This window comes from Hymenobacter sp. R533113 (assembly GCF_056835965.1).
Map to the genome: position 1 here is coordinate 1,352,065 of NZ_JAKWBD010000013.1, position 24,945 is coordinate 1,377,009.

The 24,945-nt window shown below is 54.1% G+C and carries 24 protein-coding genes; 8 read left to right on the forward strand and 16 right to left on the reverse strand.

Annotated features, from left to right (window positions below; translation table 11 throughout):
* The first annotated feature begins 176 nt into the window (after positions 1–176).
* Together MKZ35_RS15215 and MKZ35_RS15220 are read left to right on the forward strand one after the other, a co-directional pair.
* The gene (locus MKZ35_RS15215; protein WP_482514065.1) at positions 177–1,112 is read left to right on the forward strand and encodes a cation diffusion facilitator family transporter; all 936 of its coding nucleotides are present in this window, start codon (positions 177–179) and stop codon (positions 1,110–1,112) included.
* Between the two features lie 64 nt (positions 1,113–1,176).
* A complete protein-coding gene (locus MKZ35_RS15220; protein ID WP_482514066.1) occupies positions 1,177–2,400 on the forward strand; it encodes an amine oxidase in 1,224 nt (407 codons plus the stop codon).
* 25 nt (positions 2,401–2,425) lie between these two features.
* On the opposite strand, the gene MKZ35_RS15225 is transcribed toward MKZ35_RS15220, so the two are convergent.
* Together MKZ35_RS15225 and MKZ35_RS15230 are read right to left on the reverse strand one after the other, a co-directional pair.
* Positions 2,426–3,070 carry a hypothetical protein gene (locus MKZ35_RS15225; protein WP_482514067.1) on the reverse strand — a complete coding sequence of 215 codons (645 nt, stop codon included), beginning with the start codon at positions 3,068–3,070 and terminating at the stop codon, positions 2,426–2,428.
* Positions 3,071–3,251: 181 nt separating this feature from the next.
* The gene (locus MKZ35_RS15230) at positions 3,252–4,184 is read right to left on the reverse strand and encodes an alpha/beta hydrolase (protein ID WP_482514068.1); all 933 of its coding nucleotides are present in this window, start codon (positions 4,182–4,184) and stop codon (positions 3,252–3,254) included.
* Between the two features lie 322 nt (positions 4,185–4,506).
* On the opposite strand from MKZ35_RS15230, the gene MKZ35_RS15235 reads away from it, so the two are divergent.
* The gene (locus MKZ35_RS15235) at positions 4,507–5,226 is read left to right on the forward strand and encodes a tetratricopeptide repeat protein (RefSeq protein ID WP_482514069.1); all 720 of its coding nucleotides are present in this window, start codon (positions 4,507–4,509) and stop codon (positions 5,224–5,226) included.
* Positions 5,227–5,305: 79 nt separating this feature from the next.
* Entirely contained in the window at positions 5,306–6,037 is a 732-nt protein-coding gene (locus tag MKZ35_RS15240; protein WP_482514070.1) for a hypothetical protein, read from the forward strand.
* A 97-nt stretch (positions 6,038–6,134) separates the two neighbouring features.
* Here MKZ35_RS15240 and MKZ35_RS15245 read toward each other — a convergent pair whose 3' ends face one another.
* On the reverse strand, positions 6,135–8,603 hold the full coding sequence (locus MKZ35_RS15245) for a M4 family metallopeptidase (RefSeq protein ID WP_482514071.1): 2,469 nt from the start codon (positions 8,601–8,603) through the stop codon (positions 6,135–6,137).
* Positions 8,604–8,873: 270 nt separating this feature from the next.
* Between MKZ35_RS15245 and MKZ35_RS15250 the strand changes: the two genes are divergently transcribed.
* The gene (locus MKZ35_RS15250; RefSeq protein WP_482514072.1) at positions 8,874–9,671 is read left to right on the forward strand and encodes an SDR family oxidoreductase; all 798 of its coding nucleotides are present in this window, start codon (positions 8,874–8,876) and stop codon (positions 9,669–9,671) included.
* Positions 9,672–9,802: 131 nt separating this feature from the next.
* Here the strand turns inward: MKZ35_RS15250 and MKZ35_RS15255 are convergent, their stop codons facing one another.
* A complete protein-coding gene (locus MKZ35_RS15255; protein WP_482514073.1) occupies positions 9,803–10,684 on the reverse strand; it encodes an ATP-grasp domain-containing protein in 882 nt (293 codons plus the stop codon).
* 367 nt (positions 10,685–11,051) lie between these two features.
* Complete coding sequence (locus MKZ35_RS15260) at positions 11,052–12,371, reverse strand: amidohydrolase (RefSeq protein WP_482514074.1); 1,320 nt, start codon at positions 12,369–12,371, stop codon at positions 11,052–11,054.
* A gap of 127 nt (positions 12,372–12,498) precedes the next feature.
* Here MKZ35_RS15260 and MKZ35_RS15265 point away from each other — a divergent pair, with 127 nt between their 5' ends.
* Complete coding sequence (locus MKZ35_RS15265; RefSeq protein WP_482514075.1) at positions 12,499–13,290, forward strand: WG repeat-containing protein; 792 nt, start codon at positions 12,499–12,501, stop codon at positions 13,288–13,290.
* 174 nt (positions 13,291–13,464) lie between these two features.
* On the opposite strand, the gene MKZ35_RS15270 is transcribed toward MKZ35_RS15265, so the two are convergent.
* The 9 genes from MKZ35_RS15270 to MKZ35_RS15310 form a co-directional block, all read right to left on the reverse strand.
* Positions 13,465–13,764 (reverse strand): hypothetical protein, encoded by a 300-nt coding sequence (locus tag MKZ35_RS15270; protein WP_482514076.1) that lies wholly within the window; start codon positions 13,762–13,764, stop codon positions 13,465–13,467.
* Between the two features lie 11 nt (positions 13,765–13,775).
* Positions 13,776–14,138, reverse strand: coding sequence for a hypothetical protein (locus tag MKZ35_RS15275; RefSeq protein ID WP_482514077.1), 363 nt, complete (start codon positions 14,136–14,138; stop codon positions 13,776–13,778).
* A gap of 69 nt (positions 14,139–14,207) precedes the next feature.
* Complete coding sequence (locus MKZ35_RS15280; RefSeq protein ID WP_482511683.1) at positions 14,208–14,642, reverse strand: transposase family protein; 435 nt, start codon at positions 14,640–14,642, stop codon at positions 14,208–14,210.
* Positions 14,560–15,093, reverse strand: coding sequence for a helix-turn-helix domain-containing protein (locus MKZ35_RS15285; RefSeq protein ID WP_482511684.1), 534 nt, complete (start codon positions 15,091–15,093; stop codon positions 14,560–14,562). The genes MKZ35_RS15280 and MKZ35_RS15285 overlap by 83 nt, the downstream gene beginning before the upstream one ends.
* A gap of 43 nt (positions 15,094–15,136) precedes the next feature.
* Complete coding sequence (locus tag MKZ35_RS15290) at positions 15,137–16,129, reverse strand: hypothetical protein (protein WP_482514078.1); 993 nt, start codon at positions 16,127–16,129, stop codon at positions 15,137–15,139.
* A 597-nt stretch (positions 16,130–16,726) separates the two neighbouring features.
* Positions 16,727–17,245 carry a hypothetical protein gene (locus tag MKZ35_RS15295; protein ID WP_482514079.1) on the reverse strand — a complete coding sequence of 173 codons (519 nt, stop codon included), beginning with the start codon at positions 17,243–17,245 and terminating at the stop codon, positions 16,727–16,729.
* Positions 17,246–17,353: 108 nt separating this feature from the next.
* Positions 17,354–17,599: a T9SS type A sorting domain-containing protein gene (locus MKZ35_RS15300; RefSeq protein WP_482514080.1), complete on the reverse strand. Its 246-nt coding sequence runs from the start codon at positions 17,597–17,599 to the stop codon at positions 17,354–17,356.
* Between the two features lie 63 nt (positions 17,600–17,662).
* Positions 17,663–18,961 (reverse strand): hypothetical protein, encoded by a 1,299-nt coding sequence (locus tag MKZ35_RS15305; protein WP_482514081.1) that lies wholly within the window; start codon positions 18,959–18,961, stop codon positions 17,663–17,665.
* Between the two features lie 366 nt (positions 18,962–19,327).
* The gene (locus MKZ35_RS15310; RefSeq protein WP_482514082.1) at positions 19,328–20,017 is read right to left on the reverse strand and encodes a hypothetical protein; all 690 of its coding nucleotides are present in this window, start codon (positions 20,015–20,017) and stop codon (positions 19,328–19,330) included.
* A 390-nt stretch (positions 20,018–20,407) separates the two neighbouring features.
* Here MKZ35_RS15310 and MKZ35_RS15315 point away from each other — a divergent pair, with 390 nt between their 5' ends.
* A complete protein-coding gene (locus MKZ35_RS15315; RefSeq protein WP_482514083.1) occupies positions 20,408–21,967 on the forward strand; it encodes a hydroxymethylglutaryl-CoA reductase in 1,560 nt (519 codons plus the stop codon).
* 308 nt (positions 21,968–22,275) lie between these two features.
* Positions 22,276–22,764 carry a hypothetical protein gene (locus MKZ35_RS15320; RefSeq protein WP_482514084.1) on the forward strand — a complete coding sequence of 163 codons (489 nt, stop codon included), beginning with the start codon at positions 22,276–22,278 and terminating at the stop codon, positions 22,762–22,764.
* Positions 22,765–22,948: 184 nt separating this feature from the next.
* Here the strand turns inward: MKZ35_RS15320 and MKZ35_RS15325 are convergent, their stop codons facing one another.
* Positions 22,949–23,473 (reverse strand): hypothetical protein, encoded by a 525-nt coding sequence (locus tag MKZ35_RS15325; protein WP_482514085.1) that lies wholly within the window; start codon positions 23,471–23,473, stop codon positions 22,949–22,951.
* Between the two features lie 63 nt (positions 23,474–23,536).
* On the reverse strand, positions 23,537–24,739 hold the full coding sequence (locus tag MKZ35_RS15330; RefSeq protein ID WP_482514086.1) for a homogentisate 1,2-dioxygenase: 1,203 nt from the start codon (positions 24,737–24,739) through the stop codon (positions 23,537–23,539).
* Between the last annotated feature and the right edge of the window lie 206 nt (positions 24,740–24,945).

The window sequence follows — 24,945 nt, forward strand, 5'->3', positions numbered from 1 at the left end:
ACAAAAGCGGAATGTTCGGCCAATAGTTAAACTTGTTTCGGTTTTGGACCTCTGGGGGGCTTTTTTAACCACTGACCGGCTTACTTGCGGCCTACGTATAGGCCATCTCCTGCCTGCTTATCAACCTCTGCGCCCTAGTCTGCGTAGCTGTGAACTTCTTTGACTTGTGCTTTCCTATGGGCAATAACGCCGAATCGAAAACTGCTATTTACGGGGCTATTGGGGCCAACATCGCCATTGCCATCTCCAAATTCGTAGCGGCCTACTTTACGGGCAGCTCGGCGATGCTCTCGGAGGGCATTCACTCGCTGGTCGACAGTGGCAACGGCGGACTTATTTTGCTGGGGGTAAATCAAGCCCAAAAGCCGGCTGACGCGCGCCACCCCTTTGGGCGCTCCAAAGAGTTGTATTTTTGGGCGCTTATTGTGGCCGTGCTGGTATTTGCCATTGGGGGCGGCATGTCGTTTTATGAGGGCATTACCCACATTCAGGACCCCTCGCCTCTCTCCGACCCCACCTGGAACTACTGGGTGCTCGGTTTGGCCATCATTTTTGAGCTAATATCCTGCTTCTTAGCCTTCAAGGCCTTTAACCGCGAGCGGGGCGACGCACCTTTTTGGGCCAGTATTGGGCGCAGCAAAGACCCAGCAGTATTTGCTATTCTGATTGAGGATCTGGCCGCTTTACTGGGCTTGGTCATTGCCTTGGTTGGCGTTTATTTTGGTCATTTGCTCAATAATCCTTACCTGGATGGAGCCGCCTCCATTCTGATCGGCATTATGCTGGTAGCAGTTGCTATCTTCCTGATCTACAAGACAAAAGGCTTGCTTGTGGGTGAGGGCGTAGACGATGAAACGATTACCACCTTAGAGCAGTTGGCCCGGCAGGACCCAGCCGTGGAGCAGATTCGTCGGCCGCTTACCCTGCACCTCGGGCCGCGCGACGTGGTGCTGGCGCTCGACATCGATTTTCGTGACAATCTCTCCTCAATAGAAGTAGAAAAGGCCATTGTGCGACTTCAGGACAGTATTAAAGCTCAGCACCCCGAGTTTAAGCGCATCTTTATAGAAGCCAAATCTATTACCGACGTTACTCACAAAGCTTCGGTTTAGCGGGCAGCTGGGGTCGGCAAAAAGCCTCCACAACTGCCGGTTTCGTCCTAACCACCAAGCACCTATGCATCAACCCCATAAAAATGCCCCCCAGAATCCTTTTCAGTCGTTTTGGATGGGTGGCTACGAATGTACTGACCAGCTGAATGCCTTTGGTCACCGCGTTGATTTCCTGCATCTTACCGGTCATTTCCAGAAGCTGGATGAGGACTACCAGGCTCTGAACCCGTTTGGTATTCGCACGGTGCGGGAAGGTATCCGGTGGAGCCAGGTGGAGCGCACGCCCTACCACTACGACTGGAGCACGGTGGCTGCCATGCTGGCGACCGGGAAGCGCCTTGGCATTCAACAAATTTGGGACCTCTGCCACTTCGGCTACCCCGACGATCTGACGCCCCTGCACCCGCTGTTTGCCCGCCGCTTCGCGGCGCTTTGCCGGGCCTTCGTGGAGTTTTACCGCAGTCAGCGCCCCGATGATGTGCTCATCGTCACGCCTATCAACGAGGTCAGCTTTATGTCGTGGCTGGGCGGCGACGTGCGCGGTACTTCCCCATATTGCGTTGGTCAGGGCTGGGAAGTAAAGTATGGATTGATGCGCGCTTACATTGAAGGCACAGCCGCCCTGCGCGAGGCCGACCCCAGCATTCGTATTCTCACTACCGAGCCGCTGATTAACATTGTGCCCCGGATTGGCGCCAGCCGAACTGAGCGCAACCGAGCTATTGAGTTTACGAACAATCAGTTTCAATCAGTAGATATGCTGGCGGGCCGCCTGTGCCCGGAGCTGGGCGGCTCCCCCGATTTTCTGGATATTCTGGGCTTTAACTTCTACTACGACAACCAGTGGCAGCTAGGGCCCCGCGAAACGCTCGGCTGGAACGATATGCCCCCCAACCCGCGCTGGAGACCTTTGCACAAGCTTTTACAAATGGCTTATGAGCGCTATCAGCGCCCGATAGTGATTACTGAAACCAGCCATCCGGGCCTCGACCGGCCCACATGGATGAATCATTTGGCCAGGGAATGCGCGGCGACTTTACGTAACGGAATCCCGCTGTGGGGCGTTTGCCTCTACCCCATCATCGACCGGCCCGACTGGGATTTTCAGGATAACTGGCACCAATCCGGCCTCTGGGATGCGAAGCTACTGCCCGACGGACCACCCGAGCGGGTACTTTATCAGCCCTATGCTGAGGAGCTGCTGCGTGCCCAGACTCAAATAGCTGAAGTGCTGGCTTCAGCCAGAAGCGCCAAGCGACCCAATCGTGTGGCTGCATCTCTTACCTGATAAGCGGCAACTTATCACAGGCAGATTATTGGTTCTCCAACAAGCTGTTAATATGCTGATTAGCGATACCTGCCATCAAAATGGCGTCTTTGCAGATCAGCTTCCGCTGGATAACAGCCGTAATTGTTTCCAGGTCTTCCTGCTGTTGCAGACGTTCCGTCAGGGCCAGAATACGATGCAGCGGCTCAGTACTGGCCGCATAGATATTGTTCCACATGGCTGCAAAAACGGTACTGTCGGGACTGAGTATCCGGCGCAGGTCGAGGAGCCGAACTACCAGGGCTGATATATTGCTTAATAAGTCGCGCTCGATGGGCGAAAATGTGCGGGACAGACGGCCAACCACGCATAAGCTGCCTATGCTTTCTCCGTTGGGGCCTTTGAGAGAGGTAGCGGCATAAAACCGAAAGTTGAGCGCACGGGTTACGAAAGGGTTGGCCAATTCCAGCGCTTTGGGGGTTATTTCTTCGATTAAGGCGGTTTCGCTCCGGCGTATGGCCACGGTGCCCAAATCTTCCTCGCCGCTGGCATTCCAGCCAAATGCCTTATAGGTAGCGGTCAGCTCTTCGGTTTCTGCCGCCGCCAAGGAAACCAGCACTACCGGCACATCAAACACGGCGGCTGTCAGGCATATCAGGTCGTCAAATAAGCTCTCAGATAACGTAGACAAAAGCTTATAGCGGCTCAGAATCCGCACCCGGTTCAATTCCGCAGATGATATAAGCTTTTGCTCCTTGTTTTTCATCTACCTGGTTTATAGCGATAAAGGGATTTTTAGTATTTTAAAGATTTGCGATATCCGTTTACGGCACTGTCTCGTTTTTAATTAATTTTTTCGCTAAAAATTTTCTTTATTTCTTGGATTTTGAAATCCTTTTTCCCATGAAACTGCTTTCATTTATTCCCTGGCAGCCTACAAACGGCAGCAACTGCTGATAAATTACGTTGTGCTGCCAGTATAGCTGCAACACCATAGGAATGTGCCGTTTGCCGGGCAGCACCGTAAATTGGGGCTGCACGCCCAGCTCCGTCAGCCGGCTCCGAAACTTCTGGCTGCTACCTGCAATGGACGGATACGTTTTGCCCCCCACAAAGGTGAGGAAGGGCGGACTGGCCGCTGTGAGGTGATACAGCGCCGACACCGCTTTCCAGCCCGCTGGGTCGCGGCCAAAGGCGGTGAGGTACTGCTCGTCGCCGGCATACTGCTTCTTGAGTAGATAGTCATACATATCGAGGCCGGCGGGGTCGTTGAGGATGACGCCGCGCACGGGGTTTTGCGGCAGCCCCAACCGGGCAAAGTAGCGGTTGTCGGTAGCGATGAGAGCAGCCAGCCCCGCCCCGGCCGAGTGGCCCATGAGGAAAATGCGCTGGGGGTCACCGCCGTACCCGGCAATGTGCTGCTGGGTCCAGCGCACGGCGCGGGCACAATCCTCGGCCATAGCGGGCACCTGCACCTCGGGCGAGAGGCGGTAGTTGATAATGACGGCAACTACGCCCTGCTTCGCCAGGCGCCGCCCAATGAAGGTGTAAATATCTTTGCTGCCACTGTCCCAGCCGCCCCCATGAATAAAGACTACCACTGGCTGGCCCGTCGCGGCCTTGCGCCGCGGGGCATACACATCGAGGCGGTGGCGCTCGGTGCTGAAGCCGGCGTCGGTGGCGGCCACGTAGGCAATATCCTGGGTGCGGCGGCTGGGACGAGCCACGGCGTATTCGTTGGCTCCAGTTATCAAAAACAGCAGTACAAGCAGGGCCGGCAGCGCCAGCAAACGGGAAAAAGGCATCTAAAGAGAATAAGTAGTGGGCACCTCTGCGGCAGAAAAGTCCTTGGGTAGCCCGCATATACTCGTTGAGTTGCTTACTGGTTTGGCAGCGTAGGCAGAACTTCCAAAAAAGCCCCCAGCCACCTCACGGCCTAACCGGCATTGGTTGGCTAATGGCAGAATTTCAACTTTGAGCTTACCAATAGAGAGCCAAAGGCTACCGCCACCTACGCCAGCATCCATAGACTATCCTTGAGCTGAGGGCGTTATATTTGTACGAAAGCCCGGCTGGTAGTGTGATGCTGGGGGGCTTTTTTGAGTGTTTCTCTTTCTACCCTATTGCATGAAAAATATTCTGGTACTGGCAGCACTGCTGCTGGCTTTTGGTGCCACACCCACGCTGGCCCAGCGCAAAAACAAAAAAGAAAAAGCCACTACTACCTCTATCAGTAAGGCCAACCGCTTGCTGCCGTTGTTTGGCGGCATTACCACGGCCCAGGCCGAACAGGTAATGGGCCCAAACTTCCTGGCCGATATTGACCGCAGCTTCCCTTCGCGTGCCGAGGCCAGCAAATTTTTCTCCACCAAAGGCTTTGAGTACTTAAGCGAAAACCAGCCCGACACGGCTACGTACCGCTTCAACCTGGCGTGGCTGCTCGATCAGAAAAACGCCGATGCCTACCGCGGTCTGGGCGTGGTGGCCAGCCGCAACCCCACTCCCGACGAGTCTATCAAGCTGCTTTCGCAGGCTTTGGCGGTGAATCCGGCCGATGGACTTGTGCTCAGCGACTTAGGCGCCAGCTATCTTATTCGCTACGAGCAAACCAAAAAGAAAAAAGACCTGACTACGGGTATGGAGTACCTGCAGAAAGCCGTTACCATCGACCCAAATAATGCCGTGGGCTGGCAGCAAATGGCGCGGGGCTATTATTTCCAGGAAGACTACACCAAGGCCTGGGAGGCGGTGCACAAAGGCCAGGGCCTGAGTATGGCCGGCTTCGACTTCGGTTTTATTGGCGAGCTGCTGGCCAAGCAGCCTGACCCCACGGGCAAATTCAAATAAAGCAGGGGGCGCCGACGTTAGGCAACGGTCTGGTAAATATTCGCGTATGTCGCGGCTACTTTCAACTACGTCTTTGCCTGTGAAACTTCGTTTGTTCTTCCTCAGCTCTTTGCTGTTCTGGTCTTTAGCCTCTTCTTACATCGCCGCTGCTCAAGGGCCCGGCCAACGCCGCCGCTATTTCAGTAGCCAGGCCCGACCCTATTATCGGGGTCCGTTCCGCGTGACGGTGGGCGGGGGCGTTGCCCTCTACTCCGGCGACCTGGGCGGTTTGTCGCAGAACCTGCCGGGAGCCAGCATCAGCCTGGGCGGGCTGTATCTGCTGCGTCCGCGCTTGCTGGTGGGTGGCGAGGTGTCGTACTTCCAGATTGGGGCCACCGACCAACTGCCCGAGCGTAATCTGGCTTTTCGGGGCCGCAACGGCTCGCTGACTACTTTCCTGCGCTACGAGCTGTTTGGCGATGAGTCGCAGTTTGCCTCGCCCCGCGGTCCGGCGGCCATTATCAAGCCCTATGTGAAGGCGGGCGTAGGCCTGGCGATGTATAACCCCAAAACCTATAACGGCAGCGGCCGGCCAGTAAACGAATTTGGCTTTTTACCTCCCGAAAGCACCGGCTATCCCAACGTAGCCGTGATTGCGCCCGTGGGCGGCGGCCTCACGTTCCGCCTCTCCCGCGACTTCAGCGCCACGGCCGAAGCCGCGTATAACTTCACCAGCACCGATCTGCTCGACGACGTAAGCCGGCGCGGCAATTCAGCCAAGAATGACGGGTACGGCACGGTAGAGCTGAAGATCGAGTACTCTCTTCGTTAGGTTCCTTTCCAATTTGAAAAGCCCCCCACAATACAAAAGGCCCGTCGCACGACGGGCCTTTTGTATTGTGGGGGGCTTTTTTGCCCTGCCCGAAAGTTTACTGCTTCACAAAGCGCTGACGGAAAGTTTTCTGCCCGTCGCTGACGCTCAGCATATACATGCCTTTCGCTAGTTGAGTCACGTTCAGCTCGCCATTGCTCGTGAGCTGGGTGCCTTTTATGGTACGGCCCTGCATATCCGTTACCTGCGCCGATACGGCTGAGGTATTATTGGGCAAGGTCACGCGCAGCACAGCGGTAGCGGGGTTCGGATAAACGCCTACCGCAGCGCCTATCAGGTTGTCGCTGCCAAGCATGGCGTTGCTGCTCGTATTGCTGATGGCTACTGCGTTGCTGGTGAGGGCGGCACCGCCGGTTACATTGATGGTGTAGTCTTCTACTTCCCCATAGCTGAGCGTGCTGCAGCTGGTCTGCGACGCATCACTTAGCGAAACCCGCATGCGGGTGCTGCCGCTTTTGGCGGTAGTGGGTACCGTGAAAGTGCCGCTGAGCGTAGCCGCGCTGGCAGAAGTACCACTTACTACCGTTTCGCCGGCATCCGAAAAGTCGCCGTCCTGGTTCCAGTCGATAAACACCTTCCAGTATTCGGTGTAAGCGGTGGAGGCGAAGGCGGCGCTAAATCGGATGGTTTGCGATGAACCCGCGGCTACGCTGGTACTCGTGGCCGTGCCATTGTAATAGCCACCCGTTTCCTTCGCGGAAGTACGATTGATGGTGCCCAGGTTCACCAGGTCAATCCACTCGTAGGCGTTATTAGTGCCTTTAGAAGCACAATATGTTACGCCCGTGGGTGGAGGCGGAGTAGTGCCGCCGCTATAAGCCGCGCCTACGCCCACCGCGTACCAGGCATTGGTAGTAGCAATTACCTGCGCCGAGCCGGCACCATACAAGTCAGTAGCCGATTGAATAGAATAGGTGCGAGCCGCCGCGTAGTTGCTTGAAGCGGTGAGATATACACTCTCGGTCCGATACGCGATTTTGGCCGCCGCATCAATGCCGATACCCGTTACGCTGAAGCTGCTGCCGATGTTATTGGTGCCACTGCCGCCCACGGCCAGCCGATAAAACCAGTGGTTGAGCACGCCGCTATTGGTGTGCACTCCACCGTTGTCGCCGGTGCCGGCGTACCAGTTGGTGCCTTTGTAGGTGTCGGGCTGACCTTCGGCGTTCGGATTGCTCATCGAGCGCAGCGCAGGCCGCACTTTGTCGATGTCCTCACCGATGAGCCAGGTAGCTTTATTGGGGTCTTTATAATACTCCACGGCCGCTCCCCAGATGTCGGAGAAGCCTTCGTTCAGGGCGCCCGACTCATACGAATAGGTCAGGTTAGCCGTGCTGGAGCATACGGCGTGGCCGATTTCGTGCGCCGCCACGTCGAGCGAGGTCAATGGGTCGAAGCGAGTGTCGCCGTCGCCGTAGGTCATCACCGAGCCATTCCAGTAGGCGTTTTCGTAGCCTTTGCCGTCGCCGGGCGTGTCATCGAAGTGAACGTAGCTCTTGATTTTGGCCCCCGCGTTGTTGTAGCTATTGCGGGCGTGAATATTCTTGAAGTAGTCGTACGTGCTCTGCGCACCGTAATGCGCGTCGAGGGCCGCGTTGTCGAAGTTGGCGTTGGCGTACTCCGTCCAGCCGTTGTCGGCATCCGTGAAGTCGACGGCAGTCGTGTAGCTGTTGCCCTTTTTGCAGTTGTAGGTTTCGATACCTGAGCCGCGCGTCAGCTCGCGCAGGCGGAAGCTGCCATTGATGCTTTCCGTCGCACTGGTTTTGGTGCCGCTGTAGCGCGTGGCAAAGGTGCCCGTAGCCGCCGCGTGCTTGATGATGGCGTCCTTCGCTACTACGTCGCCTGTTTCGGCATCAACGTAGATATAGGCCCGGCTTACTGGCTGCTGAGAGTAGATATTGAATTTCCAGGCCAGTGTGGGCTGCTCAAACGCCGGGCTGCCCGGCGCTGCCTGAGTATTGGCTACAATAACTAATTCGCCCTCAGGCTTGTAGCTAGCCCGTGGGTTGTTTTCCTGCTCTTTCAGGGTAGCTTCTTCCCCGGCATCTTCCCACATATACTTTTTGCCCCCCACAAAGCGTAGAGCCCGCTGCAGGGCGGCATTCTCATTCACTTTAGGGGCAGTTTTTACATTCTGCACCCGCTCAAAGCTGCCCGTCATACTTTCTACCGTACCCTGGCGGGCATGTACGGTGTACTCGGCGTGCTCTACTTTAATACCCTTGTAATACTGGTTAAATTTTTCGTGCACAAAGCCCTCTGGGTCGGCCTCTATTTTGGCGCTCTGAAACTGGTCGTCGGCGGTCAGATTGAGCTGTTCGGCCAAGGCCTTGCGGGCTTCGCTCATCTGATAAGCTTTGCCCTCCAGCCGAAACTGAATAAGCGTAGGCGTGCCCTTTTCGCCTACTTCTTTGTGTTTCACGCGAGTCAGATCCTGCCCTTGTGCGTAAGCGGAAGAAATGCCACCCAGCAATAGCAGAGCGGCAACAGAGTATTTGTTAGCCATTAAAAAGGAGTTTGGTGGTGGAAAAGAGAATGGAGCGCAGCCAACTGCAATCGGTTTATGCCTCAAATTACAGTTCTGACCACTCATCCACCACCTAATAAATCCCGAAAAGTGACGTGGCTATATAGAAAACAGAAATTGCTTTTTGAGCCTCAAAAGTGGTTTTTCTGGCTATTTAACGACTGTCGCTGCTTGCATTCAGCCTAAAAAGTCACTCATTTGTGACTTCTGATTCCCTTGCCTTTTTCCTATAATCCTGCTATAATCAAAATGCCGGCTTCAAATCCTTCTACTTTCAATAACCGTTGGCGGCTTACTGGTCAGCTTGCTCTTGTTACGGGTGCTTCCAAAGGCCTCGGCGCGGCAGCCGCCGAGGAGCTGCTGAGCTTCGGCGCTACAGTGGTAGCCGTAGCCCGCAACCCCGACGATCTGAGCAACCAGGTAAGTCAGTGGCGCGCCCGTGGCCTCGACGCGCACGCTATTTCTGCCGACGTAAGCACGGCCGCCGGGCGGACGGCGCTGCTGGCTGAAGTAAGCCAGCGGTGGCCGCAGCTGCATATTCTGGTAAATAATGTGGGCACCAACATTCGCAAACGCACCGCCGAGTACACACCCGAAGAGTACCAGCACATCATGGCTACTAACCTCGAATCGGTGTTTGGGATGTGCCAGGGGTCTTTTCCGCTGCTACAAGCCGCCGGAAAGGCCAGCATTGTGAATGTGTCGTCGGTGGCGGGGCTGATGCATGTGCGCACGGGCTCTATCTACGGCATGACTAAAGCGGCCATCATCCAGCTTACCCGCAACCTAGCCGTGGAATGGGCCACCGATGGTATTCGCGTCAATGCCATTGCGCCCTGGTACATCCGCACGCCACTCGTAGCGGGCGTGCTCAGCGACGACGAGTTTTTGCAGCAGGTGTTGGCCCGCACGCCCATGAAGCGCATCGGTGAGCCGGAAGAAACCGGGGCGGCCATAGCGTTTCTATGCCTGCCCGCCGCCAGCTATATCACCGGCCAATGCCTGAGCGTAGACGGCGGGTTTGCCGTGAATGGGTTTAGCTTTTGAAAAGTCGAAAAGGTTGGTGTAGAGAATCCTATGTAGCGCGAACTTTTAGTTCGCGTATCGTTGCTTAGTTTGAACAACGCTGTTAAAATTCCCCGTGAGCCGCTCAACGATACGCGAACTAAAAGTTCGCGCTACATAGCAGCAAGCAGTGCCCGCAGGCCTTCTTCGTAGCGCTGGGGGGCTTTTTCGTCGGCGTCCAGGTACAGGAAGGGCTCAATCAGCTCCAGTTCCATAAGCAGGAAATCACCTTCTACCTCTACCCCATCGACGCGGGCATAAAGACAGCCTTGGGCAAAGCGGGCCACAATATCATTGGCGGTGCGGAGCAGGTGAGCGGGCGCCTGGCGAGGCTCTACGCCTCCGCCGAGGTAGTGTTGCACCCGGAAGTCGCCCTGTTTTGGCGTTTTGAGCACGCAGTGGCTGAATTTGCCCCCCAGATAAATCAACGACCATTCGCCCTCCGTTTGAATCTGGGGAAGGAAAGGTTGGGCCAGAAAATCTTCCCCGGCCAGCAATATATCCAGCTCTGGCGTCTGCGTAGCCGCTTCGACGGGCCGCAACGAGAAGGTATTCTTGGCGCCTCCGCTAATAGCGGGCTTTACGATCAGCCGCTCCGTTTGCAGCTCCGCAAACAACGTTTCGGGTACGAAGCGCGAGCCGCGCGGCAGCCAGCGCGTGGGCACAATGCGCACACCGGCGGCCTGCATATCCAGCAGATACTTCTTATCGGAATTCCAACGCACCGTCGCTACTGGGTTGAGTACACGGACTGCGAGGCGCTCCAACTCGTCGAGCCACGCGTAAAACTCGGTTATGCGGTCGAAATAGTCCCACGGCGACTTCAGCATGATTACCTCATAGCTGCGCCAGTCAACGGCCGGGTTACTCCAGATTTCGGCCGTCACACGATGGCCGCAGCTTTCCAGCTGGCTTGTGAGCAAGGCATCTTCCTGCTCAACGCCGGCACCAGTGTATTTGCCTACGGGCTCGTAGGTTACTAAAGCAATGTTCAATGTCTTATTTCTTTTGTTTGGAGATAGTACAGAGTGGAGGTCACGCCACTAGACCGTCATGCTGGGGCACGAAGCATCTCGCGTGCGGTCGTGGCACCAAGAAAGGCGGTCATGCTGGATCTGGCGTCCGCTTGTCGAAGCATCTCTACTGGTTACTGAACAATGCATTTTCAACGAAGCGGGAGAGATGCTTCGACTCCGCTCAGCATGACGTTCTTTTGATTAAAAGGGTAGCACCACAACAACTGCGCGCGAGATGCTTCACTTTGCTCTGCATGACGTTCTGTTACTATTTAACTCGATGTTGGTAATGGGATGTTTGAGGTCGTGCGAGGCTCTGCATGACGTTCTGTTACTATTTGACCGCCTACTTCTTCATCGTCAAATAATCCGAGGCCAGCATTGCCAGCGTCTTGACTCCCAGCGTGAAGCCGCTTTCATCCAGGCGGAAGCCGGGGGTGTGGTGAGGCGCAGTAGTAGCCGGATCAGTACCCTTGCTCATAGCGCCCACAAACACGAACACGCCGGGCACTTTCTCCTGGAAATAGGCGAAGTCTTCGGCCCCGGTTACGGCCTTTTGCAGTATTACCTTATCCGCAGCCCCAGCCGCCGTGCGCAGCGTGGGCAACATGCGTTCCGTCAGGCGCGGGTCGTTGTAGGTTACGGGAGCATAGTTCACGATGTCTACTTCGGCCGTGGCGCCGGCGCTTTCGGCAATGTTGGTGGCCGTGCGGCGAATGTCAGCCCAGATTTTGGTTTGCATTTCCTTATTCAGGGTGCGGATGGTGCCGGTCAGCTCCACTTGCTCTGGGATGATATTGTTGCGCACCCCACCGTGTACCATGCCCACCGTAATGACGGCGGCATCCTCGGTCAGCTCCGTTTGGCGGCTGATAATGGTTTGCAACCCGGTTATAATCTGGGCTGAGGTCACTATCGGGTCCACGCTCAGCCACGGATACGCGCCGTGGGCCGACTTGCCCTTTACCTTAATGGTAAAAACGTCGGAGCTGGCCATCGTGCCGGCCGGGCGGTACTTGAGCGTGCCTACTTCGGTCTGGGCGTTGACGTGTACGCCAAAAATGGCGTCTACTTTGGGGTTATCGAGCACACCTTCCTTTACCATGAGTTTAGCCCCGCCTTCCTCACCGGGCAACGAGCCCTCCTCGGCGGGCTGGAAGATGAATTTCACGGTGCCGGGCAAATCTTTTTTCACCTGGCTTAATACCTCTGCTGCGCCCAGTAGCATGGCCACGTGCGAGTCGTGGCCGCAGGCGTGCATTACGCCTACCTGCTGGCCGTTGTAGGTGGTGGTGGCTTTGGAGCGAAAGGTAAGCTCGTTGTTTTCGGTCACGGGCAGGGCGTCCATGTCGGCGCGCAGCGCTACCACGGGGCCGGGCTTGCCGCCTTTTAGAATACCAATTACGCCGGTGCGGGCCACGCCGGTTTGCACTTCCAGACCCAGCTTTTTGAGGTGAGCGGCTACAATCTCGGCGGTGCGCTTCTCTTGGTTGCCCAGCTCGGGGTGCTCATGAAAGTCGCGGCGCCAGGCTATTACCTGGGCTTCCTGTTGCTGGGCTAGTTTGGCAATGCGGGCGTTGAGGGCGGCATTCTGGGCCGAGGCTGGCGCCGCAGAAATTCCAGCAAACAGCGTTGCCGCAGCCAGAGCCGAATAAATAGACTTCATACTGAAAAGAGTTAGCGAAAGAATAGGCACACAAGGTACAATGCGAACGTAACACCAGGCAAAGTGCAGTACTCCCTGCATTCTTATCTTTGCGCGGCTGATGCCTGCCCTCTCCCTTCTTCGGCTCTTGAAAGCTCCCCGCCTTGCGGCCTCGTGCGCCCTGCTCCTGGTGGTCGGGCTGCTGCTGGCTCCCGCCCTGGCCCAAATGCCCCCCAGTCGCCTCGTGCCCTTCCGCCGCGGCAGCCTCTGGGGCTACGCCGACCAGCACCGCCGCCTCGTGCTGCCCCTGCGCTACGACGATGCCGGCCCCTTCATCGACGATATTGCCTGGGTGCGCCGGGGGGCAAATTTCGGCTACATTACCCCCGACGGCACTGCCCTCACGCCCCTGCACTTCACCCGCGCCGACAACTTCCACCACGCCCGCGCCACCGTAGAGCTACACGGTGAAACCTTCCAGCTAGACCGCTCCGGCAACCGTCTCGCCTCTGCTCCTGACTCTGTACCCGAAACCGATTTCCTGGAGCAAGGCGACCTCGTGCGCCGTAACGGCAAAGTCGGCTTCCGCTTCAGCGTGGGCCACGCCGTAGTGCCCGCCGAGTACGACGAAATCCGGGACAGCTACAACGGCCTGCTGTTCGTGCGCCGGGGGGCAAAATGGGGCGTCATCAACCAGAAAGGCAAACTGGTATTGCCCCCGGAATACGACGCCATCCAGGCCACGCCCGCCAACGCCTACGCCTTTCCTATTATTGAGCAAGCCGGCCGCTTCGGCTACCTCGATGCTGACGGCAAGCTACTGGTGAAACCCCAGTATCGCGAGGCCCAGCCCTTCGTGGCCGGCACCGCCCGCGTACTCACGGAGACCGGGCAGACGGGGTATATTGATATGCGGGGGCGGGAGTTTTTTGAGGAGTGAAATCTTTACGACAGCGCAGTTGCTGGGCTACGCCGAGTGACGCCTATGCCGGAGCGGCTGTGCTGCGAGCGTCCCGCACTATTTCAACGACCGCCAACGCGTTACCGCGCAGCTGCTGGAGCGCAGGGGTCACTCGGCACAGCCGAGCGACGGCGGGGATAATCTAGCATTGAATTAATATCCATGATTTACAATTTCAACAAGGCTATCTTTTCCAAAACCAATTGAAACAGGGTCTGATGCGAATGGTCGAGCCTCATATTGATAAATAATAAAACTATCTCGCTTTATTATTTTCAAATCAAGTCCCATAATGGCAATGACTTCCTTCATATTCATTCCCTTTTTCACTTTATATGAATTGTTTTCATTTATCGCTCCATTTCTAGTCTTGGGACTTAATGTAAGTAAATACACGATAAGTAAAATAATAAAACCAAAAAGAGTAAAACCAAAAATTAGTATCTTTTTCATCATACAATGGTTTAGGGACAACGTTGGTTTATTAAACCTGGATCAGTGTTACGATCCCTATATTCGTTCCCGGCGGGAGATCGGGAACCAGTTAAAAACTCTTGCAATAGCCTAACAAATGTGCTTGGCTCTGAAGCAAAGGAGGAGCCGTATATACGATAAAAATCATATCCAAGTTTATTAGAAAAATAGTCTTGGTGATCCCAAGCACTTGGATTGGGATTTTGTCCTGGAATATACTCTCGTGTTCCTTGAAAAACCTCGTTACTATTACCTGCTACAGGACCATAATACGCTACTGCTAACATATGACGCAAATCAATAATTATATCAGGGTTTAAAGGATCTCGAATATAACGCATATTAGGACCCATAGCTAAGTTCAAAATCAGCAGCATACGATCATATCCACGTTGTTCAATAGAGTTTTTATTATTTGATAATCAGCAGATTGAGCAGATATTCTTGAAATGTGCTACTTCGGCGCACAAAGCGAAGGCATCGGTTAGCTTTTCCTTTTTTCTCATCCGGTTGGTTGTACGAAGCACGAAAAACGATTTGAGTCGTGCAATGACATTCTCCACCACGACGCGAAGTGGAGCCAACACCTGATTAATAAGACGTTCGAGTGGCGTGAGTGGATGATTTTTTCGCGCCTTAAAAGGAATAAAAACATACTTGCAGTTAATAAATTTTTTAATACCCACAAAGCCTGCATCCACATGAATCCGATAGTTTTTTAAGGTTATATGTGCGAAAATTTCTTTGAAAATAGTGAAGTCATGCGTTCGGCCACTATAGGCTTTGCTGATCCACAACAGCCGGCCGCTGAGCGAGCAGATGAGCAACCATTTCAGGGTGTGCCTTTTTTTTACCACTATAAAATTCCTCCTGAAGCTGCTGATTAGCAGCCCGTTCAATCGGAACTTCGGTTACGTCAATGACTAAATCGTCGATACCCGCGAAGAGGTCGTCAAATTGCGTCTGCTTGGTAAATAAAACGCGTTGTGTCAGGCCTTGTGCTTGCAAAGCTGCTTTTAAACACGGTTTTAGTCGCTCTAAATACTGGCTCACCGCAAATTCAGAAAAGCCGAAGTAGATGGCCATATTATGCAGCGTGGGATAGGCTTTATAGTAGTGCAGAATAAAAAATAAGGCTTCGCGTGTATCGGTTAAAACCGGGTTTGATTTTAGGTAGGGTTGCGGAATTTTGGGTTCATAAAAAGGCGCGAATAGCTCGTAAAGCTGGTCGAACTGAACTTGAGTTAGCCCGGTTGCCGCTTTGTATTGGTTGTCCGTTCGCAGGTTGTGGTAGATGCTGAAAGCCATACAAAAATGAAAAGAACTGTTAATGCCCACAAGCTACTGATTATCAAATAATAAAAAATCTAATGACTTGAGACCGGGTTAAGCCATTATTAGCATTTACAAAATCTTGAATAGTACCAACATTTCCTCGCTGTATAGGATCATCAGGGTGCGTGTTTCTAAGTTGATCGCAATTATATTCTGTTACGTCAGGTGGAGCCGGAGCCTCCGTAAAAATTAATACTTCTGTCTTTTCTAAACCAGGGTTTGTGCCGCCGTCAGGGCATATAATAGCATCCCCACAACCCTTGGTGCCACCTCCTCCACCTATGTCACCAGAGCTTTCGCCACCGTCACCAGTACTATCAGGAGGCCCACAAATATTATAATACTCTCGGTAAACCTCGGTTGGCGCATTGCATACGTCATTTACGCAGGCTTGTGAATACCAAATGATGGTAATAAGAGTACAAGGATTACCGTCTAACGTACTTACTACTTTAGCATTCTTTACTGATGCAACTTGTTTAGTAACCGAGCCTACCGATACAGCATCTTTGTAATTTATCCCATAGAGATAATTGCCGTACCAGTCATACACCAAGGCTAACCCAGTGAAATCTTTGGTGCTAATTTGGCCTTTGTTTTCAAGAAGGTATGCTTGGTTTGCAATCAAGACCCTGACTTGCACAACTTTTTTACCTTCCTTATTATTAAAAATAAGCAATTGGCGTCGTTCGCCTCTAGCTACTTTGTGTCCTGTATCATTGCGGAGGGGTACATATATATAAGACGTACCCTGCTTCTTAGTTATCGTCGCTTTTTCCCATTGGGGTACTTTCTTAAGCGATGAAGATGCTATTTCACTCTGGCGCACCAAAGCATTATTAGGTTCAAATTCCTCTTCAAACCAGCGCTTAGCTTCCTGAATAGTCGTAGATAGTTCTACTCTACTTTGTGCAGATCTATTTGGTGCGGGAACTGGGATTTCTGTCTCCTTTCTACAAGACAATAATATTATTAACAAAAGGGGGAGAATGACTTTGATAATTCTCATAAGGAGAAAGATTACTTGATGTGAAAGAGAATAGTTTATGAATTATATCAAGCAACTGCTATTGTTGCTAATTAGAAAAGGCACTCATTTTCTACTATAAGTGTCTTTCCATAGCAAGAGTATTATGTTTTTATAATATCCGCCAGGAAGATTCTCTGTGTTTTGTGACAGCCGTTTTCTGCCAATAAACTAGCCTTATTTCACACCCCCCATAAATTTTACTACTGACAATCAAGCGGTTGATCAAGCACACTTTCATATAAGTTCCTAAATAGTATCGATTTTGTGACTTCCTGATGTTCTTCTGTTCACAGAATATTTACTTATCGCCGTCGCTTGGTTGCGCCGAGTGACCCCTACGCCGAAGCCGCTGCGCCGCGAGCGTCCCGCGTCGTTTGAGCACCTGTTTCAACGACTGCCAACGCGTTACCGCGCAGCTGCTGGAGCGCAGGGGTCACTCGGCACAGCCGAGCGACGACGGGTGCGCCGAGTGACCTGTGCGGGAGATTAGTATACAAAAGCCCCGCCACCTCATAGGCGGCGGGGCTCCCGGCATCTTGGCACTTATAGCTGGATTCAGACTGATAACTAGCCACCTCAAAGGGCTTTAAAGGTCGTTCGGTACTCATAGGCATAGTCTCCATCCTTTCTGGTAGACTTCAAAATCAAGCTGGTAGCGGTAATCTTAAGCACCTGCCTTTCGTACGCTGGACCACGCACCTCCAGAAGGCCCTCATTAAAGTGGATGACTTTTCTGTCGCTGGAAAGGCGCCAGCTACCAGTACTAACTGCTAATTGCGGCTCCTGCTCCGACTCGCAGCGGGTAGGACCGAAGGCAACTTCGAATGCGTTGTTTTTTTTGAACTGCCACTCGTCATCCAGACTACAAGGCTCACGCAGAGCGAAATAGTCGATAATTGTTTTGTTGCCCATGGCATCACTGATGATGGCAGAATCACTGACTACCTGCCACGAACGGCTGGTCAGGTGCTTATACTCTTCCGAAACGGAAACCGGAGGAACATAAGGAAACGCTGGCCGCTCTTCTTTTTCACAGGCCGTCAGAGATACAGCAGCCAGGCAGACAGCCAACAGAAAGCGGGGTGTTGAACTCATAATAAAGTGGACGGAATAAAGAGAAGGAGAAGGCGAAACGGCCGTACGTACCTGCTGAAGCTGGCAAGCCCCACCAAGATACGCACGGCCCGTAGCTACGCCCGAAAGTTAATGCTGAATTTGAATCTGCTGGTGCTGGGGGGCTTTTTCGCCCGGTGTTTCCAGCTGATACAGGCCATTGGGCAAGTCTAGCACGTCGAAGACAACAGCCGCACCCTGGGCCGGGGCGTGGCGCACGAGCTTGCCCTTAGCTGAATACAGGCGCACCTGTCCTTGCTGTTTGGCCTGGCCCTCGGTCAGGGGCACTGTTAGCTGCTCGTCGGCCGGGTTGGGGTAGGCCGGCAGCAGACCCACGCGGTAGGGCTCTTCGCCGCCGTCGCAGTTGCGACTGGTAATAACGACTGTGCCCCACTCGCTCTAGCCACAGTTGTTTCTTACCCGCAATCGCAACGTAACATTCTGGTACTGAGTAGCAGGCATATTTATAAAGAAGGTTCCTACCGCGTTCGGGCTGCTAAAAGTCGTCGCGTTGGAGAGCTGCCATTCCCAGGCTTTAATCTCGGTGCCGTATTCGATGGCCGGCGCGAGTCGAACGGTTTCATACGTGCAGGCTGAGAAGGCAGTGCCGGGGCAGGGAATGCTGTTGCCTGGAACATTGGGGTCGGGGCAGAGAAATTGGGTAGTCTCCCCGCGAAAAATAAATTGGGTAGGCGTAGGCGGCACCCCATAAAAAACCGGCAGCTCTGCTCGCTCACTCTCGGTACAGCCCAGGCTGGGTTTTTTGGCTACTACGTATACCTTCCCCGTGCCAATAACTCCGGCCGGCGGCGCAATCACGACCGAGTTGGTAGTAGCCGTAACCGGTGCGCCCCAGCTGGTGCTCCACTCGTAGCGCTCAGCACCCGCGGCCACCGTAAAGGTGGTAGGGTCACACAAGCCATAGGCACCATTCTCCAGCTGTGGGGCCGTGAAGACGGGCGTGGCGACGCGACTAACCTGAAAGCTAATGGGAGTGGCCGTTAAGTCGGCCGTAGCGCCACTACATACGTATTTCGCCGCCAAGGACACAACGGCATTCGTGCCCCCGCTGGGAATGATGGTGGGCGTGGCCGTCGTAGCATTGAGAATCTGCCAGCCGCTGCCCGGTGTTACCGACCACTGATAAGATGCTACGGGGCAAGGAGTTGAGGCAGGGGTTGTCTCGGCCCGAAACTGATAGCTCGTCCGGTCGCCGCAGCTTAGCGTAGCAGGCGCCCCGCTGACAATACGCAGTGTGGGCAATGGGCGGGTTATGTTCAGGGTTTGCGGGAGGCTGGCCAGGCGGGGCCGGCTGCGCATTTCGCCGCAGTTATAATCGGTGGCTCGCACCTGCACTGTACCGCCCGTACCATTGGCCGAGGGCCGCACCTGGATGGTATTGTAGTTGAAGCCAGTTAGTAAAACGGGAGCACCCGTGGATTGCTGACCGGTAGCCAGGAAAACCCAACCCGCCGGAATCGTCCATTCGTAGGCATCAGCGAAGATGGGCGGGGGCGGAAAATTACTAGCATCACCGGGCTGGGGAAAAGCCACCTGAGGAATGGTAAAGGTCGCGGTGCTAGTGCTGCCAAAGGCGATGCTAGTGGGCGACACACCGCCGCTGAGCACGATGGCCCCTGGGGTAGTCGTGCTCAACGAGCGAACGACAATATTGTTTTTGCGATAAGTATTTATCAAACTTGTTGTACTACAATCGGTAACTTTTACGGATAAATTTTTCGGGTTGGAACTAGTGGTGGGGATATTATCCCACACAACCATTACTGTCTTATCGTAGCTTATTGTTTGCGTAGTACCAAACACTCTTCCACCTTGAATAGTCCATTCAAAACGGCAACCAGACACGGTAGTGTTACTGGTTATCGGGACTACGTCATAAGTGATAGGGATTCCTGGACAGGCAGGCTGTCCTGATGTTGGATCGCTTATGACCATCGTCTGTCCTGTAGCGGTTTTAGCTAGTAAGCCAAAAACTATGAGCAGCAATGCACTGAGGCGCGGGAGTAGTAGTTTGTGCATATTGAAGTAGATGAAGTTAAAAAGTTAAAAATTAAATGAGGTTCCAATAAGCTGTATTGGCTGCCAATACAGCCGAAGTGAATTCCGAGTGAAGTAGCTGTTTCCAGTATTCGATACTAGTCCGTTACGACTCACTATGCTATTCCCATTATCCCGTCGCTGCTGATAAATGGCCGACACGGCGCTTTCAGCAAATATCTCCACCCTGGACGATAAGCTAAACTGCACTCCTAGGAAGGGTCGGCCCATTACCTGCCAGGTTTTAGTGACAAATGACCCTTCGGCTAAAAGTGGCCCTTCGGCGTCCACGTTACTAGAATTAAACAGGCTGGTGCGACGGCTCCAGCCAGTGCCTACTTCGGCTCCGTAGGACCACGCGAACCGCCGGCCAAGCGGACGTTGCCATTCGTATCCCACAAAGGCATCCAGTTGCCAGAACCGTTCGCCCGTACCTTTATTGATGTAGGCAAAATCCGTTGTATCTCGGCGGCTATACTGGCCCACCAGCCGCACCCGTAGCGCTTGGTTGGGCTTCACTTGCCTCTTGTAAATAAGGCCCAGCGGCAGGCTGCGGTTAGCGGTGAAAAACTTATCCAGTTGGGGGCTGGCCGTCAGGCCGAGTTGGTGTTTATAAGTGGCAGAGTCCGGGGTTTGCGCGGCGGCAATTCCGAATGATAAGGAAAGCGCGAGCGGTAGAGAGAGAAGCTTATACATGATGTGAGAATGATAAAAAGTGAGAGGTGGATTTGCCACGAAGCTAACGTAGCACCGAGTAGCAGCAGTATTAAGGCTCACTTCCATAGCAATAGTACTATTCTTTACGACTTGCCGCCAGGAAGATTCTCTCTGTTTTGTGACAGCCGTTTTTCACCAATAAAATGATCTTATTCCACCCCCTCCAACAAATTATACAGTTGATAATCAAGTATTTGACATTAATATATATTATATTAAATACTTAAATACATAGCATTTTGTGATATGCCGACTTTTTCTTCAGTCGCTGATTCTTTTCGCCAGCTGAGATAAGCAGCTTTGTAGCTCGTATTCCCGAAAAATTCGCACCTTATAAGCCAACACTCCTAACCCCACCTCTCCCGGCTTATGATCTTTACGCCCAGTCCACTGCTGCTCAAGCTGCTCTACACGCGTGGCAGCCTGCGCAACACGCCCAACGGCGTGGCTTTCAGCATCAAGAACCGCCTCGACACGGTTCGCTTCACTCGCCTCGACTACGTGCAGATTGATGGGGAGCGCATCACCCCCGACCATATTGCCCTGGACCTGGGCGACGGCGACATTCGGCCCGCGCCCGATGTGCTGAGCCGCACGCCCGGCGGACTGGAGTTTCTGGTGGGCCACAGCATCACCTTTTACCTGACTACTTCTACTTTGTCTGAGGGCCTCCACGGAGTGCAGGTGCAGTTCGCGGCCGATCCATTTGGCGACCTGCATGTGGAGGTAGAAGACAGCATCGTCAATCAATCAGCTAACCGCACCCGCATTCCGCGCCAGGATGCCGACGACTACGCCGAAGCTGCTATTCAGGAGCGGCAGCGCTTCGCGCAGGAGTACACCGGCCAGGAGTTCGAGCACCTGAAGCACTACTCCTTCGACCCCCACATGCTGCAAGGCAACTGCGAGCATTTCGTGGGCGTAGCCCAGATTCCGGTGGGTCTGGCCGGGCCGCTGACCGTGCACGGCGAACACGCCCAGGGCGACTTTCTCATCCCGATGGCTACCACGGAAGGCACGCTGGTAGCGAGCTACAACCGCGGTATTCAAGTGCTCAACCTGTGCGGGGGCGTGAAGTGCACCGTCATCGGCGACGCCATGCAGCGGGCTCCCGTTTTCGTGTTCGATGACGCCCGCGGGGCCCGCGACTTTAGCAAATGGGTGGAGGCCGAAATCGACTCCATTCGCCAGCAGGCCGAAAGCACCTCCCGCATAGCCAAGCTCCAGTACATTGATACGTATCTGGCCACCAAGTTTGCTTACCTACGCTTCAACTACAGCACCGGCGACGCGGCGGGGCAGAACATGGTGGGGCGCGCCACCTTCGCCGCTTGCTCCTGGATTCTGGAAAACTACAAAGGCCCCGCCATCCGCCACTTCTACCTCGAATCCAACTTCGCCACCGACAAAAAAGCCTCCCAGATAAACGTGATGCGTACCCGCGGCAAGCGTGTAGTGGCCGAGGCCGTGGTGAAGCGCGACATCTTGCAGCAGCGCATGCGCGTGACGCCCGAGCAGCTGGCCTACCACGGGCAGGTGAGCAACGTGGGGGCCTTTATTTCGGGGGCTAACAACAACGGCGCGCACTCGGCCAACGGCATTACGGCCATGTTCATCGCCACTGGTCAGGATGTAGCCAATGTGTCGGAATCGTCGGCGGGCGTGCTCTATACGGAGGTAACGAAGGAGGGCGACTTATACATGAATATTACCATTCCGTCCCTTATTGTGGCGACGCACGGCGGCGGCACGGGCCTGGCTACTCAGAATGAATGCCTGCGCATGCTGGGCTGCGTGGGCCGGGGCACGGTAAATAAGTTTGCCGAAATCGTGGCCGGCGTGGTGCTGGCCGGCGAGCTAAGCCTGGGCGCGGCCATTTCGAGCAGCGACTGGGTAAGCAGCCACGAGCAGTACGGGCGCAACCGCTAGACCTCATTATTAGTCCTGATTATAAGCCGTTTGCACTTACTTAACACTCTATATTTACTCGATCAAATGCTAAAAACAATAGGCCTGATAACGTTTTTGAGCTTGTCGCTGAGTGGTATGAGCGCCGCGCAAAACCAAGCCGTAACCATGAGCGAGATGGGGCGGCTGACGGGGGGCTCTTATACCCCTTTGAGTACCGCCGCCTTGTTGATCAAAGCAAGCTCACCCCCGACCAGGCCTACTACACTCCTGATTGGAAAGCGGGCACGCTGTTGCTCTCGAATGATCAAGCGTTAGCTATACCAGCGATGCGCTTCAATATGGCGATGCGACTGGTAGAGGTGCAGGACCCAACCGCAGAAGGAGGTATTCGGGTAGTACCCGCCGCCAGTGTTCGCGGCTTCATTCTGGGGCCGGCAGGTAAGACTGGGCAAGTCTTTGAAGTTCAATCGTATCGATCAGCAACTTATAGCGGCAAAAACTTTTTCGAGTCGCTCAATCAAGGTCCCGTGCGCTTGTTTCTGCTTCACGAAGTAGCCGAGCGGCCGGCCTCCCGCAACGAAGCGCTAGGCGTTGAGACACGCGCCGCACAATACCTGCGCAGTACGCGGCCCTATGTTTTGCGCGCGGGTCAGGAGCGAGTTGAGCCATTGATTCTGACCAAGAAAGCTGTGCTACGCTTGTTCAACGAAAAAGCCCCCCAGATAGAAGCATACGCCACCCAGAACAACCTGAGCTATGAGCAGCTACCCAACGTAGCGAAGATGGTGGAGCACTATCAGACGTTAGTTAAATAAATATAGATCAATTAGTTAACCAGGCATTGGCTCACAACATCGTCCTCCTGGATTTGCCATGCGGTGTAACTAGTCATCGAATACAATAAGGCAGTTTAGCGTCAGCGACTTACGCGAATCACATACAAAAGCCCCCGGAATAATTCCGGGGGCTTTTTGTATGTGATTCGCTGTGTATGCTACTTTACAGCGGATCAGCAGTTACTTGGAAGCGAGAATCGGCGCGCATGGTGATATCCTGAGCGACGGCGCGCTTGACGCGGGCTTCTGTAGTAAGGGTGTAGCCGGATGCTTTGAGGTACTTATCCAGTTTGGCGCCGCTTGGCTTCAAGTTGATAGCCTTCTGCCCCGTTGGTACCGGACTCAGCGAAGCCAGCGCTACTCGGTCGTTCTGATCAGTGCTGATATAGAGAGTTACGCTTTCCAAAAAGTCGAAATTCTCATTATTAGGATCGGTAATAGTGAGCGTGAGCTTGTTTAGGCTGACATCTTTTACCAAATCGGCGCGCGTATCCTCATTTTTGAAGCGCTCCTCCGAACGGGTCGTGACGGCTACCGGCGCGACAGGAATTAACCCAATAATCGAGTTGCCAGCGACCTTAATATTCTGGGTGTCTTCGATGTAGAAAGTAAGGAGTTGGTCGATTTTCTCGCAGCCAACGGTTAAAAACAGGAGCGCGAGCGGAATGAGAAACAGTATTTTTTTCATTTGTTTGGCTTTTGCCGCAATTACGCAACAACTCGGCCAATCGGTTTCGCCCGATAAAAATCTTTAATCCATCATATCCGCGGCGCGGGGCATCTCGTGCTTAAAATCCGGGTTCCAACTCATCGGGTACTTATCATCCACGTATTGCAGGGCCGTTTCGGTGAGGTACATGGGGCGAAAAGTATCCACCATTACCGCTAGCTCGTGGGTTTCTTTTTTGCCGATGCTGGCTTCTACCGTACCGGGGTGCGGGCCGTGGGGAAGTCCGCTGGGGTGCACCGTAAACGACGCCAGATCAACACCTTTGCGCGACATGAAGTTACCGGCCACGTAGTAGAGCACCTCGTCGGAGTCTACGTTGGAATGGTTGTAGGGCGCCGGTATGCTCAGGGGGTGATAATCGAACAGGCGTGGCACGAAGGAGCAGATGACGAAGTTGTGCGCTTCAAACGTCTGGTGTACGGGCGGGGGCTGATGAATGCGGCCCGTAATCGGCTCAAAATCGTGGATGGAGAAGGCATAGGGAAAGAAGTAGCCGTCCCAACCCACGACATCGAAAGGCGAGTGCGCGTAGGTGAGCTGGTGTAAGTAGCCTTCCTTCTTCACCTGCACGCGGTATTCGCCGGGCTCATCTTCCACAATTAACTCAGTGGGCGGACGCATATCCCGCTCGCAATAGGGCGAGTGCTCCAGCAACTGCCCGAAATGATTGCGGTAGCGCCGGCACGTTTCAATGGGGCTGAACGACTCGATAATGAGCAACCGCACTGGCCCTTCTTCGAAATGAAACTGATGAATAATCGTGCGCGGCACCACCACGTAGTCACCGGGCTCGAAGCTGACTTTACCCAGCTGGCTCCACAGCTCGCCCCGGCCCTCGTGCACGAAAATCACCTCGTCGGCTAGGGCATTTTTGTAGTAATACTGCATCCGCCGCTCCGTAGGGTTGCAGATGCTGAGCATCACATCGGCATTGCCCAGCAACGTCTGGCGGGCCTGGAGGTAGTCGCCGCCAGTGGTGGTTTGGGCCAGGGTACGCAGGTGACTGGGCTGCAAGGCCCTGTCCTTCAACAGCTTTTCGCTGTAAGGTACAGGCTCGCCGACCTCCTTTATCTGGGTGGGCGGATGGATATGGTAAAGCAGCGAAGAGACACCGTGGAAGCCGAGCGTGCCCACGAGCTGCTCGGCATAAAGCGACCCGTCGGGCTGACGGAACTGGGTGTGACGCTTGCGCGGAATCTGGCCGAGGCGGTGGTAGTAAGCCATAGAAGTTGAGAAAGCAAGGGTAGGATTGCTTGGAAATACGAGCTGGAAGGTCGGCAAATTCCCCTAAAAACGCTACGCACGAAGCTCGCCCCGCGCTGGCACCTTACCTTTGCAGGCGGGTACTGCCGTTCGTATCTACTTCATTCATAAGCTGCTGCTCGCCAACTTTTTATTTAGAGCCGGAGTTTGTAGTAAAAATGCCTCTA

Coding starts and splice junctions, on each gene's coding strand:
- MKZ35_RS15215 (WP_482514065.1), top strand. CDS start 177: ATGGGCAATAACGCCGAATCGAAAACTGCTATTTACGGGGCTATTGGG.
- MKZ35_RS15220 (WP_482514066.1), top strand. CDS start 1,177: ATGCATCAACCCCATAAAAATGCCCCCCAGAATCCTTTTCAGTCGTTT.
- MKZ35_RS15230 (WP_482514068.1), bottom strand. CDS start 4,184: ATGCCTTTTTCCCGTTTGCTGGCGCTGCCGGCCCTGCTTGTACTGCTG.
- MKZ35_RS15235 (WP_482514069.1), top strand. CDS start 4,507: ATGAAAAATATTCTGGTACTGGCAGCACTGCTGCTGGCTTTTGGTGCC.
- MKZ35_RS15245 (WP_482514071.1), bottom strand. CDS start 8,603: ATGGCTAACAAATACTCTGTTGCCGCTCTGCTATTGCTGGGTGGCATT.
- MKZ35_RS15250 (WP_482514072.1), top strand. CDS start 8,874: ATGCCGGCTTCAAATCCTTCTACTTTCAATAACCGTTGGCGGCTTACT.
- MKZ35_RS15260 (WP_482514074.1), bottom strand. CDS start 12,371: ATGAAGTCTATTTATTCGGCTCTGGCTGCGGCAACGCTGTTTGCTGGA.
- MKZ35_RS15270 (WP_482514076.1), bottom strand. CDS start 13,764: ATGAAAAAGATACTAATTTTTGGTTTTACTCTTTTTGGTTTTATTATT.
- MKZ35_RS15275 (WP_482514077.1), bottom strand. CDS start 14,138: ATGGGTCCTAATATGCGTTATATTCGAGATCCTTTAAACCCTGATATA.
- MKZ35_RS15285 (WP_482511684.1), bottom strand. CDS start 15,093: ATGGCTTTCAGCATCTACCACAACCTGCGAACGGACAACCAATACAAA.
- MKZ35_RS15290 (WP_482514078.1), bottom strand. CDS start 16,129: ATGAGAATTATCAAAGTCATTCTCCCCCTTTTGTTAATAATATTATTG.
- MKZ35_RS15295 (WP_482514079.1), bottom strand. CDS start 17,245: ATGAGTTCAACACCCCGCTTTCTGTTGGCTGTCTGCCTGGCTGCTGTA.
- MKZ35_RS15310 (WP_482514082.1), bottom strand. CDS start 20,017: ATGTATAAGCTTCTCTCTCTACCGCTCGCGCTTTCCTTATCATTCGGA.
- MKZ35_RS15315 (WP_482514083.1), top strand. CDS start 20,408: ATGATCTTTACGCCCAGTCCACTGCTGCTCAAGCTGCTCTACACGCGT.
- MKZ35_RS15320 (WP_482514084.1), top strand. CDS start 22,276: ATGCGCTTCAATATGGCGATGCGACTGGTAGAGGTGCAGGACCCAACC.
- MKZ35_RS15325 (WP_482514085.1), bottom strand. CDS start 23,473: ATGAAAAAAATACTGTTTCTCATTCCGCTCGCGCTCCTGTTTTTAACC.
- MKZ35_RS15330 (WP_482514086.1), bottom strand. CDS start 24,739: ATGGCTTACTACCACCGCCTCGGCCAGATTCCGCGCAAGCGTCACACC.